This window comes from Ehrlichia canis str. Jake (assembly GCF_000012565.1).
Taxonomy (GTDB): Bacteria; Pseudomonadota; Alphaproteobacteria; order Rickettsiales; family Anaplasmataceae; genus Ehrlichia; species Ehrlichia canis.
This window is the reverse complement of record NC_007354.1, coordinates 292,716-306,391: the sequence shown is the minus strand read 5'-3', so window position 1 is coordinate 306,391 and position 13,676 is coordinate 292,716. Positions and strand designations below refer to the sequence as shown.

Genomic DNA, 13,676 nt, shown 5'->3' with positions numbered 1-13,676 from the left:
AGCTAGATTGGAAAAATCACAACTGATTTATTATTAAACAGTATCTTTAAACTTTCAAATTATTTTCAGATTAGATTCATAATCCTATCAGTGCTAAAACACTATAAACTTTGCATGTAAAAATCTATAATAATTTCAAATACATAAAGTCAGCAGCTAATATTTAAAAATACAAGATCCACCCCCTAAAAAATTAGCAAAAACATTCAACTTTCTTAATTATCATAAAACTTGTCTAAATTTAATGCTGTATTGCATCTAAATCATCTATTTCAACCATATCTTGCGCTACAATATGATCCTGTTTTACAATATCAACAACTTGATTAGCTAATGCTGCACTAATTACTTCATCAACACTAGAAACAAAAACTAGCTCTAACCCCTCTTTAATATTATCTGGAATTTCTACTATATCCTTTTCATTTCTAGATGGTAATATCACTGTCTTTATACCACTTCTTAATGCAGCTAATAATTTTTCACGCAAACCACCAATAGGTAAAACTCTTCCCCTCAAAGTCACCTCACCAGTCATAGCAACAGTATTTTTTACTGGAATATTAGTCATTAATGACACAATTGAAGTACACATAGCTACCCCTGCTGATGGTCCATCCTTTGGAACTGCACCTTCAGGAACATGAACATGTATATCATTTTCTAGGAATTTCTTAGGATTTATTCCAAAGCTTAAGCATCTAGAACGAACATAACTATATGCAGCCTTAACAGATTCTTGCATTATTTCACCTAACTTACCAGTGTATTTGACTTCACCTTTACCAGACATTAACACAGACTCTATTGTTAGAATATCTCCACCTGAATCAGTATAGGCTAACCCTGTTACCATGCCTACTAGATTTTCTTTTTCTATCATCCCAAAAGTAAACTTCCTTACACCTGCATATTTTTCAATATTATCCATGTCTATAGAGATACTTTTTACTTCTTTGTTAATCAATATTTCCTTTACTGCTTTTCTCATAAGATTAGCAATTTCTCTTTTAAAATTCCGCACACCACTTTCTCTAGTATACATCCTTATCAGGTGATATATTGCATCATCAGAAATGCTCCACTCTTTTTCTTGTAGCCCATGATCTTTATATAACTTTGGAATTAAATGTGCCTTAGCAATTTCTAATTTTTCATTTTCTGTATACCCAGATATATTGATTATCTCCATACGATCGATTAACGGCTTACTTAAATTCAAAGTGTTCGCTGTCGCAATGAACATAACATTCGAAAGATCAAATTCTACTTCTATATAATGATCAACAAAATGTTTGTTATGCTCAGGATCCAATACCTCAAGTAACGCAGCTGTAGGGTCACCACGAAAATCAGACCCTATTTTATCTATTTCATCTAACAAAAACAAAGGATTACATGTTTTTGCTTTCTTCATTTCTTTTATGATCTTACCAGGCATTGCACCTACATAAGTTCTACGATGTCCCCTTATTTCAGATTCATCATGTATCCCACCTAAAGACATATGTATAAAATTTCTACCTGTTGCTTCAGCAATTGATCTAGCAAGCGAAGTTTTACCCACACCAGGAGGGCCAACCAAACATAATATAGGTCCTTTAGGCTTTTTAAGACGCTTTAAAACAGCCAAAAACTCTAATATTCTTTCTTTTATCTTATGCATTCCATAATGGTTATTATCTAATATTTTTATGGAATTATTCATATTAATTTTGGCATTTGAATATTTACCCCATGGCAAATCAAGTACCCAATGAAGATAGCTAGATATTATATTAGCCTCAGGAGACATAAAATTCATTTTTTTATATCTCTTTAAATCAGCAGTAAGACGTTCTTTAGCTTCATCAGACAATGGAGTAGAATTTATTCTCTTTTCAAACTCACTAGCAGAATCTATATCTACACTTGAACTATCACTTTCTTCCAATTCTTTTTGTATAGCTTTTAATTGCTCATTCAAGTAATAAACCCTTTGAGTTGTTTCAAATTGAGACTTAACACGATTACGAATTTTTTTCTGAACGTTTAATACACTAATTTCCAATTTTAAAAAATCATATATTTTTTCCAACCTTTTAGTAACATTAAACGTTTCAAGAACCTGCTGTTTATCTGAAATTTTTATACTTAGATGTGATGCTATAACATCTGCTAAGTTACCCAACTCTTTCATATCATAAATTGATGCTGCAGCCTCTGCTTGTATTTTTTTACTTAATTTATTCCAGCTATCAAATTCACTCAATACTGATCTCTTCAATGCCTCAAGTTTATCATCGATTACCAAATCACTTTCATATACAACAGATACATTTGCTTTGAAAAACATATTATCTTCAACAATATCTATGACTTTAGCTCTATTTTCTCCTTTAATTAGAATTTTTACTGCACCATCAGGCAATCTTAATAACTGCACTATTTCCGCTACTGTCCCTACTTTATATAAATCATCAGCAGTAGGATTATCAACTGAACCATCAATTTGGGTCAATAATAAAATTTTGCAATTATTGTGCTGAGCAGCATACTCTAAGGCATTAATAGATCGTTCTCTTCCAACAAACAATGGTATTATTACTTGAGGGAATACTATAGTATCACGCAATGTGAGTACTGGTAGTAAAGCTTTATTTTTCATATAATACCTTTAATGTTTTAAAAACAAGCGCGAGTTTACCATTAATTCTTCAACCATCTTCTTACTAATTACTACTTGATTAATACCAACATCACCAGGACTTTCAAACATTAAATCAAGCAATAATGCTTCTAAAATAGCCCTTAATCCCCTAGCCCCAGTTTTTCTTACAGCAGCTTTTTTTGCAATCTCTGATAATGCACTATCATCAAACTGCAGATCAATATTATCCATCTCAAAAAGTTTCTTATATTGTTTTACTAAAGAATTTTTTGGTTCAACTAAAATACGGCATAAAGTACTCTCATTAAGCTCACTTAAAGATGTAATAACAGGAATCCTACCAACAAATTCCGGAATTAAACCAAATTTTACTAAATCTTCTGGTTCAGTGTAACAAAAAATGTCTTTATTCTTTGACACTTTCTGTACATTCGCTTCAAATCCCATACTACTACCTCTATGACGAGACTCTATAATTTTATCTAATCCATCAAATGCACCACCAAATATAAATAAAATATTATCAGTATTTATTTGTATAAACTCTTGATGCGGATGTTTTCTACCACCTTGAGGCGGTACAGAAGAAACAGTACCTTCTATAACTTTCAATAAAGCTTGTTGTACACCTTCACCAGACACATCACGAGTAATAGAAGTATTTTCAGATTTTCTAGATATTTTATCCACTTCATCAATATAAATTATACCACGTTGTGCTGCATCAACATTAAAATTAGCTGCTTGCAACAACTTCAATAATATATTCTCTACATCTTCTCCAACATATCCCGCTTCTGTTAAGGTTGTAGCATCAGCCATTGCAAAAGGAACTTGCAAAACTCTAGCCAAAGTACGAGCTAATAAAGTCTTTCCAGATCCAGTTGGCCCAATCAATAAAACATTTGATTTAGAAATTTCAACTTCACTAATAACACCTGAGTTTGATAAACGTTTATAGTGATTATATACAGCAACTGATAAAACTTTCTTAGAATGTTCTTGACCTATAACATATTCATCAAGAACCTTTTTTATTTCTTTTGGTTTTAAATCAAGGGTATCTGTTTTCTTATAAGATCTACCCTCTTCTTGTAGTATACCACTACATAAATCAATACACTCATTACAAATAAAAACTGATGGTCCAGCAATTAATTTACGTACTTCACTATGAATCTTTCCACAGAAAGAACAGCTACAAGAATTTTTTTCACTATCTGCCATATCTCTCCAATATTAATTACTCTCCTCAATATCAAGACGCTTCTCAATCACCTTATCAATAATACCAAAATCTTTAGCTTTCTCAGCTCGCATAAAATTATCACGCTCCATATTTGCAACAACTTCTGGCAAATCTCTTCCTGTATGTTTTACATAAATATCATTAAGCCTACTTTTAATATCTAAGATTTCTTTAGCATGTATTTCTATATCAGTTGCCTGACCTTGAAAACCACCTGAAGGCTGATGTATCATAATTCTAGAATTAGGAAGGGCATAACGCATTCCTGGTTCTCCAGCAGCCAATAACAGAGATCCCATAGAAGCAGCCTGTCCCAAACACAATGTAGACACTTTAGGTTTTATGTACTGCATAGTATCATATATTGATAATCCAGCTGTAACAACACCACCTGGAGAATTAATATACATACATATTTCCTTCTCTGGGTTTTCAGCTTCTAAGAATACAAGCTGTGCAACCACTAAGCTCGCCATTTGATCTTCTATTGGTCCAGTTATAAAGATTATTCTTTCTTTTAACAACCGTGAATATATATCATATGCACGTTCACCTCGACTAGTTTGCTCAACTACCATAGGCACTAAAGTCATAGCATCTCCTCTTCTTTATAACCAGTAACAAACGCCGTATTAAATTAGTCTATACAATATAATTTTACAACTATATATTTTCAAACATAAGGTTTATTTCTTTAGTTGTCATAACCTTCCTGTCCTTCTTGACTAGCTTTATTATATAGTTAATCACCTTATCTTCAAGTACTTTCCCACTAATATAATTGGCAAAATTTTTATTAGACTGAAGCATTTTTAATACATTATTAATATCTACTCCATAGTCTGTATAATTGTTTTTTATAAAACTCAGCACATCTTCATTTTTAATAGTAATATTATTATGACGAGACATCCTTATTAGCAACATACCAAGTTTTACTCGTCTAACTGCTTCTTTTTCTACATCAATTTGTATATCTTCACCAGAATCAAGTATTTCTTTATTTATCTTTGTAATCTCTTGCTTCACAACACACTCTGGGACATCTATAGAATATGTATTATCCATATAATCAAACAATTCTTTCTTCATTATGGTAAGAACCATTTGGTCAAATTGTTGTCCTATTTGTTTCCTAACAAAATTTTCCATCTCAGCAACATCTTTAAACCCATAACTCCTTGCCACAGATTCATTATCTTGAACATCTTTTACAACATATATACTTTTAACAACAACCGACATGTCTGTAGTTTTTCCAGCAAGATATGCAACACTATAATCATCAGGAAACGTCAAAGGGAAACTTTTTGTTTCTCCAACCCTCATACCCAATAACTGATTCTCAAATTCTTTTAAAGCTACACCTTTACCTATTACCAATGCAAAATCCTTAGCACTACCACCTCTTAAAATTTTACCTTTAACTTTATTTTGATAATCAATAACTACCTTATCACCTTCTTGAACAGCATACTCTGCACCATTTACTACGATAAAATTAGGTCTTTGCTTTTTCAAATTTTCTATAAACTCACTGACATCAGATTCTTGAATATCAACTTCTATACCATTTAAAACTATACTATCAATATCCATCAATGGAGCTTCAGGCATAACTTCAAAACTTAGTTTATAAACTAAATTTTCCTCTTTACTGTCGTTATCAGAGTAATAGTTAGGATAAGAAACAATATCAATATTCGAGGATATTATTTCACCAAATTTATTACTTTTTACAAAATCAGAAGATGTACTCTCAATAGTTTTTCTCACTACATCAGTCATAACATCATTTAAATATTCTTTCTTTACTAAATCAATAGAAGCTTTACCCACCCTAAATCCAGGTACTTTTACATTCTTAGCAATTTCTGACAATTTAGAATCTAGCTGATCTAAAAAATATTTTTTATCAATAACAAACTCATATTCCCACTTCAACTTATCATTTGAAACTTCTTTAACTACATAACAATCAAGCATATAAAATACCTTTACCGATCCCTAAAGTGCGGATAGAGGGACTTGAACCCCCACAAGTTTTATCTTACTAGGACCTAAACCTAGCACGTCTACCAATTCCGCCATATCCGCTCAAAAATCACCGCTACAATACTAATTAAATAATCAAACACTAAATTATAGACACCTATGATACAATCCTCAAGATTTTATAATCAAGTATAACACAAACATAATACAAGCATTTAATTATACTATCCTTATAATAACGATCATTTAACTATATTATAAACATTACCAACTTTCAAGAAGTGATCCCGGTGTGGTTCGAACACACGACACATTGATTAAGAGCCAATTGCTCTACCAACTGAGCTACGGGACCTTAAGATTACTACTTCTAAACAATTAGACTAAACTTCGATTGCTTGTTTGTCAAATTCAAATACACACAAAGTTACTGTCAATTACTATTTATTAATATTGTATTAACATAAAATGCTCATTTTTAGATTAAAGCAATTTAATATTTTTTCAATATGGTAATCTTGACTATTAACACTATCAATTATACAATAAAGTTGATGCTAGATTAGCATAATTATGGAGTTTTCATGCTGCAAGGTGATATCACATGAGATTATTAAAAATTCTTCTTCTTATAGTACTAATGTGTACTGTATCCGGTTGTATAACTTTTTCAAAAAGAGAGCGTAGAATTAAAAGTCCATGTATCAATTCAGTAAACAGTAGTTCTCCTTGTCATAAGTATCCTGTAAACGATCATTGGTTAAAACACTGATAACTATACACCTATACTTTTGTATAAGAAGTTTAAGCTTGTTACTTAATATATAGTTTAAGTACTTTATTGTAGGGTTAATTTATTTGTTTTTCATGTAGAGGTGGAATGCAATTATATATGATGGTAGCTACATGGTTTGGTTGTGGTAATATAACTAAAGCCCCAGGAACTGTTGCTAGCTTTGCTACAGTACTGCTTTTTCCTGCTGTCATACTAAGCAATTTATTTGGTATACTAACCATTACATTAATAACTATTTTAGGATGCCTTGCAATCCCAAAATATTTATTAGATTACCCAAATAAAATCGATCCTAAAGAAATTGTAATAGATGAAGTAATAGGACAATCAATAGCTTTTTCTCTTCCTATATTTTTTTTTAGGTATTACCATTACATACCTCAAACATTTCATGTTGCATACACATCACATTACATAAAAACATTCATCATTAGCTTTATATTTTTTAGAATATTCGATATCACAAAAATATGGCCGATAAACATTATTGAGCGAATATCTGGAACTCCAGGCATAATACTAGATGATATTCTTGCAGGTATTATGTCTTCTATATGCACTACATTTATTATTGCAAAAATAGGTACTTAGAGTGGAAAACGGACACATTTCTTCTTTGGTAGTAAGTAACTTAAAAGATTATATGATACATACAATGCAAATATCAAATTTAGAAATTCATCATTTTCAAAACATTACACTTACTATTAATGATAGCAAGAGTTCCTTACTCAACTTTGCTTTTTATGATAACACAACTGAATGCAATGAAAAAAACATAATAGAGGTTTTAGAATTCTTAAAAAAAAGAAAAATTGACGCAACTTGGCCAGTAGAACCACACATGAAAAAGTTAAAGTCAACTCTTGAAAAACTAGGGTTAGTAAATGTCAGCCCACCAAAAAAAGCAATTGCAAATATAGAAAACTATATCATGCCACCTATAAAAGGCCCAAGCATTACGTTGGATATAGTAAACAATGAAGAGAAATTATTAGAACTTGACAAAAGTGCCTCAAAAATATTTTACAGTCAACAAAATGAAATTACAACTTTTTTAAGAGGGTTAGCCAACCACCATGATATTAATAATTCAAAATTAAAATTTTTCCTAGTAAAGTGTAACAATATCAAAGTAGGAATATGTGGCATGTATGTACAAGACAAAGTCGTTGGATTGTATAGTGATGGTGTGTTTTCAGAATATCGTAATCAAGGAATAGCAAGTCAAATGGTATTAGAAAGAATTAAAATAGCAAAAAAACAATATAATTGCTCTTATGCTGTAGCTCAATGTATGAAGCCTTCTGTAAACTTGTATAAGAGATTAGGATTTAAAATGCTTGGTAGTTTATCTCTATACACATCTTTGGCATAGAGTTTTACAAAATTATAATAAATTCAAGAAGATACATTATTATGTTTATTTACATTACCATTTTTTTGTTAATATTTGTTTTAGGTTTATTAATAAATGCTTATTACCGCGCTAACGTTAATATTTGTGCGTTAAAACACAACAATAATCTTATTAACAGTTTATTATCAACCTTAGGAGATGGATTCTATCTTTGGGATGAAAAGCGACGTATAGAAAGATTTTCCCCAAATTTACAAATTTTACTTAATACAGTCTTTTATTCTTTTGACGAGTTTGCTGATTTTTTTGAAGAATCAAAAGAATTACAAAAAAAATTTGCTGAAGCAAAAAAAGTTAATAAATCATTTACTATAGATTTAAAAGGTCAAGACACAGAAATATACTGTACTTGTTATGGACAAAGTATAGTTGATAACAATGGCCAAATAATGGGCGTATTGCTTTGGGTACAAAACATAACAAACTATAAATTAGCAATAACAAGTTTAGAATACGAAAACACAACATTAAAAGAAAACTTACTAAACTATACTGACATATTAAATAATCTACCATACCCCTTATGGAAAAGGGACAAAGATTTCAAAATCAAGACTCACAACTCATTTTACTCAGAACTTGTACAACATAATATCAATATAGACATAGATCAAAATCCACAGTTCATCAGTAAAAAAAATAATACAATAAATCAAAAAGTACAATATGCTATCATTAATAATGAAAGAAAACTATACAACATGATAGAAATCCCCATAAAAAACTCTACAGAATTTATTGGATACGGAGAAGATATAACTCGACTCAACTATTTTACTCAAGAACTTAAAAACTACACTACTTTACAGACAAATCTATTAAACAATCTTCCGAATGCTGTAGCAATATATAATAGAGATGGATCAATTATATTCTACAATAAAATTTTCACAAAACTTTGGCAATTAAACTCTTCATGGTTAGATACTAATCCAAATTATTCAAGCATTTTACAAAAAATATATGAAGATAGTAATTTATTAGATAAAGAAAAATTAGATTTAATACATCAACAACAACATGAAATATTTAAGCAGGTTACTGAACCATATCATGGAACAATGATTTTAAAAGACAACATCACACTCAAAGTTATAGTTATCCCAAACTTCAAACAAGAACTAACCTTTATATACAATAAATAATTATCCAACTATTGAAAAGTGCAATTAAAAATCTACTTATTTTCACGTTCCTCACTCCAAGCCAATTGTATAGATTCTAGAATTTTCTCATTACAACCATCCTTATCATCATCAAAGTCTGGCAACCCTAAAATCATTAAACGCAAATCTGTAAACCTAGTACCAAATATATCATGTCTAGGGTAATGATCTTCCAAAGACATTGCAACACTTTCAATATCATTCCATTTCATATAAAATACCTTTTTTTGAGAATATAAATTCCATTTAATACATAAAATATAATTACACAAGCTAAACTACATCACAGAATATTAACATTGAAATAAAAACATTCAGATTAAAAATACAAATATATTACATTACCTACACAAAGAAAGAAAACTTATTACACATCATTTCAAATTATAAATGATATTTTACTTTCAGTTATTCTTGTAGCACATGATCTTTATATAACTTTGGGGTTAATAAGAAATATAAAGAAATTAACTACCGTACACATCTTCAACAGTATTAAAGAAGAACAATAAATACTTTCAACTATACTCTTTTAAAAAACAGCAATAAATTTAAAATTAATAGTCACGTACCCATATACCCAATGCTTTTTTAATTTTGCTTAAGATGTTTTATCAAACACAATTCTAATATAGTATAACTTCATAAGACAGAATATTTCATCATGCAAACTAGTCCAACATTATCCAACTATACTCAAATCTTCAGTACTTTGTAAAATTACTGTCTATGTAGTAGCTATAAATACTCAATCTCAATTTGAGATAACAGGTCCTTCATTAGTTTTCTGCAACACTCACTATTTATTTAGCAATACAAATCATAAACCTAACTTAACTATTGCAGCATAAGTCTCTTTCACTAATATTCTTGTAAAATCCACTGTCTATGTTGTAATTCATAACAGTACAACATGAACTTTATTGTAAAAATTTTATCAGTAGCCTGTAAAACTCACTACCTATTTAGCAACTACAAATAATGATTAAACAATAACTATGCCATAATAAGTTTTCCACTAATATAAAATCCATTGTCTATGTTGTAATTCATAACAGTACAACATGAACTTTATTGTAAAAATTTTATCAGTAGCCTGCAAAACTCACTACCTATTTAGCAACCACAAATAATGATTAAACAATAACTACTGCCACATAAGTCTTTCAACTAGTATTTCTGTAAAATCCACTGTCTATGTTGTAACTTATAACAGTGTAACATGAACTATTATTGCAAAAATTTCAATCAGCATTTTGCAAAACTCACCACCTATTCAGCAACTACAAATAATGATTAAACAATAACTATGCCATAATAAGTTTTTCACTAATATAAAATCCACTGTCTATGTTGTAATTCATAACAGTACAACATGAACTTTATTGCAAAAATTTCAATCAGCATTTTGCAAAACTCACCACCTATTCAGCAACTACAAATAATGATTAAACAATAACTATGCCATAATAAGTTTTTCACTAATATAAAATCCACTGTCTATGTTGTAATTCATAACAGTACAACATGAACTTTATTGCAAAAATTTCAATCAGCATTTTGCAAAACTCACCACCTATTTAGCAACTACAAATAATGATTAAACAATAACTATGCCATAATAAGTTTTTCACTAATATAAAATCCACTGTCTATGTTGTAACTTATAACAGTGTAACATGAACTTTATTATAAAAATTTTATCAGTAGCCTGCAAAACTCACCACCTATTCAGCAACTACAAATAATGATTAAACAATAACTATGCCATAATAAGTTTTTCACTAATATAAAATCCACTGTCTATGTTGTAACTTATAACAGTGTAACATGAACTTTATTGTAAAAATTTTATCAGTAGCCTGTAAAACTCACTACCTATTTAGCAACTACAAATAATGATTAAACAATAACTACTGCCACATAAGTCTTTCAACTAGTATTTCTGTAAAATCCACTGTCTATGTTGTAATTCATAACAGTACAACATGAACTTTATTGTAAAAATTTTATCAGTAGTCTGTAAAACTCACTACCTATTAGCAACCACAAATAATGATTAAACAATAACTACTGCCACATAAGTCTTTCAACTAGTATTTCTGTAAAACTCACTACCCATATAGTAACTTATAAACGACTTAACAAATACTCCAACTATTGCTGTGATAGGAATTGATAATAATATACCTGTAAATCCAATTTGTGACCCACATGTTATCATTCCAATAATTATCCATATAGGATGTATATCTATACTTTTTCCTATTAATAGTGGAGTAATGATATTTGACTCAACTAACTGCCCAATAATAAACATTACCAAAACTATCCCACATATTGTCCAACTATTAAATTGTAACATTGTTATTACAAAACTTAATACTACACATGAAATAGGTCCAACATATGGAATAAAAGTCATAATTCCTGATATAAATCCTATAATTAAAAAATATTTTAACTTTATTAAACTCAAACATATTGTATAGTATATGCCCATAATGAAACACACACTTAATTGACCTCTAATGTAAGCTGAAATTATTTTGTCTATTCTTTCCGTATATAGCTTAGCAACACTCTGATATTTTACAGGAATCAGAGAATTTGAATATTCAACAATTGACGGCCAATTACATAATATATAGAACAACAATATAGGAGTAATTAATATGATAGAAACTGTATAACTTATACTGATACTAGAGTTTATTGCCCCAAATAATATATTATCTAAGCTTTTCAGTATACCTACCAAAACACCAATAAGAGGTTTTATATTTTCATAACTCAACAAATTCTCAAAAGATAATTGCGATAACCTCATTACATTAGACACCTCTTCATATTCAACTATATTATATTTTTGAAGAAAAGCAGTTATGCTATCCTTGTGAATTAATGGTATTCTCTCTATAAGAAACCTTACAAGCGATAATAATTGCGAATAAGCAATAGGTATAAAACTAATCAAAAATGCTATAATTATACACACTGAAGATAGCAAAATTACAGCCACAGAAAACTGACGTGATAACCCTATATTCTGCAACTTGTTTACCAATGGATTAAGCAAATAAGCCATTATTATAGCACTACAACATGGAGCAAATACAGGCTTAATAATAAAAATTGCAAGTATAATTATTAGAATAATAACACCACGTGTTACATACTTATCAATTAGCTTACAAAGTTGCTCACCCATCAGCTCAAGCTTATAAATTTTTTTACATTATACTATCTTAGCATTTTTTGCATAGATATATATTCAACTTACCATAATTTAGTCTAATTACTTAATAAAAAGGTAACTACATCAAGTCACTTAATGCTTTTAACAATTGCATGATAGATACCTTTTATGTCATATCTAATATATAAACAAAAAATTTATTTTCTTATAGTTTTCAATAATTTTACTATTATTCAGGAGAAGCTACATAATAAACTATAAATTACATCAGCTTAACTATTGTCCAACCTAGCATTATCAAAGTCTATATTAACTTTAACAGTGGGGTTTATATCAACTACAACTTACTTTATAATATGTATAAAGACAATAACAAGATATCTTACAAACATAGGTTAACATTAACTCTACTAACTGCAATTCAAGTAATGAACTTATTTTAATTATCATTCAAATTTACATCAATATATTAAACTAAGTATATAAATTACAAATTTATCTATCATATTAGCTTATATTAAACGACAATTAAGTTTCATTATGGGCATATACTATACAATATGCTTGAGCTTAATAAAGTTAAAATATTTTTTAATTATAGGATTTATATCAGGAATCATGACTTTTATTCTAATTACCTATCACAAATATCACATACATTATAATTCACTAACTAATATTTATATTAACTTATCCATTATTGAGTAAATTAATCATTTCTAAAATCATTAACATTTATATTATTACAACTTACTTTTGCTACAACATGCGTAAAAAAATAATAAACTTTATAACTATAGGTACATTACTGTATCAGCTCTTCGTAAAACCATAGCTTAACTTCTATCACAGTAATGTGCTTTTTAATTATTATCTAAACTTACATTACTTTATTAAATAAAAATAATCTATGTAAATTCTAAACTTACTTATATAACACTCCAGTTTACACCAGAGGTTAACTAAGTATACGTTTTATGATGTACACATACTACAATATGCTTGAGTTTAATATAAGTTAAAATATCTTTTAATTACAGAACTAACATCAGAAGTAATGACCTTTATCTTAATTCACTACACAAACATAACAATACACTATAATCCACCAAATACAGTTTTAAACTAGCTTAACTATTGTTCAACAAGATAATTATTCTTAGCATTGATCAGACTTATACTAAGAATTAATTGAACAACA

Annotated in this window: 9 protein-coding genes and 2 tRNA genes; 3 read left to right on the top strand and 8 right to left on the bottom strand. The window is 29.1% G+C overall.

The features are described 5' to 3' along the window. Positions 1-241: 241 nt before the first annotated feature. The 6 genes from lon to ECAJ_RS01060 form a co-directional block, all read right to left on the bottom strand. Positions 242-2,647: an endopeptidase La gene (lon, locus tag ECAJ_RS01085; protein ID WP_011304332.1), complete on the bottom strand. Its 2,406-nt coding sequence runs from the start codon at positions 2,645-2,647 to the stop codon at positions 242-244. Positions 2,648-2,656: 9 nt separating this feature from the next. Then, entirely contained in the window at positions 2,657-3,877 is a 1,221-nt protein-coding gene (gene clpX, locus ECAJ_RS01080; protein ID WP_011304331.1) for an ATP-dependent Clp protease ATP-binding subunit ClpX, read from the bottom strand. Positions 3,878-3,889: 12 nt separating this feature from the next. Further along, a complete protein-coding gene (gene clpP, locus ECAJ_RS01075; protein ID WP_011304330.1) occupies positions 3,890-4,492 on the bottom strand; it encodes an ATP-dependent Clp endopeptidase proteolytic subunit ClpP in 603 nt (200 codons plus the stop codon). 70 nt (positions 4,493-4,562) lie between these two features. Then, positions 4,563-5,885 carry a trigger factor gene (gene tig / locus ECAJ_RS01070; protein WP_011304329.1) on the bottom strand — a complete coding sequence of 441 codons (1,323 nt, stop codon included), beginning with the start codon at positions 5,883-5,885 and terminating at the stop codon, positions 4,563-4,565. Positions 5,886-5,912: 27 nt separating this feature from the next. Further along, positions 5,913-5,996, bottom strand: a tRNA-Leu gene (locus tag ECAJ_RS01065). Between the two features lie 180 nt (positions 5,997-6,176). Then, positions 6,177-6,249: transfer RNA gene (locus tag ECAJ_RS01060), tRNA-Lys, on the bottom strand. A 525-nt stretch (positions 6,250-6,774) separates the two neighbouring features. On the opposite strand from ECAJ_RS01060, the gene ECAJ_RS01055 reads away from it, so the two are divergent. Genes ECAJ_RS01055 through ECAJ_RS01045 form a run of 3 tightly spaced genes read left to right on the top strand, consistent with a single transcriptional unit; the run spans position 6,775 to position 9,255 of the window. Continuing rightward, a complete protein-coding gene (locus ECAJ_RS01055; RefSeq protein ID WP_011304328.1) occupies positions 6,775-7,281 on the top strand; it encodes a phosphatidylglycerophosphatase A family protein in 507 nt (168 codons plus the stop codon). A gap of 1 nt (position 7,282) precedes the next feature. Then, positions 7,283-8,068, top strand: a complete 786-nt coding sequence (locus ECAJ_RS01050; RefSeq protein WP_011304327.1) for a GNAT family N-acetyltransferase — start codon at positions 7,283-7,285, stop codon at positions 8,066-8,068. A 41-nt stretch (positions 8,069-8,109) separates the two neighbouring features. After that, entirely contained in the window at positions 8,110-9,255 is a 1,146-nt protein-coding gene (locus ECAJ_RS01045; RefSeq protein ID WP_011304326.1) for a hypothetical protein, read from the top strand. A 32-nt stretch (positions 9,256-9,287) separates the two neighbouring features. Here the strand turns inward: ECAJ_RS01045 and iscX are convergent, their stop codons facing one another. Together iscX and ECAJ_RS01035 are read right to left on the bottom strand one after the other, a co-directional pair. Continuing rightward, positions 9,288-9,488, bottom strand: a complete 201-nt coding sequence (gene iscX, locus ECAJ_RS01040) for a Fe-S cluster assembly protein IscX (RefSeq protein WP_011304325.1) — start codon at positions 9,486-9,488, stop codon at positions 9,288-9,290. A 1,877-nt stretch (positions 9,489-11,365) separates the two neighbouring features. Then, a complete protein-coding gene (locus ECAJ_RS01035) occupies positions 11,366-12,487 on the bottom strand; it encodes an AI-2E family transporter (protein WP_011304324.1) in 1,122 nt (373 codons plus the stop codon). Positions 12,488-13,676: the final 1,189 nt, after the last annotated feature.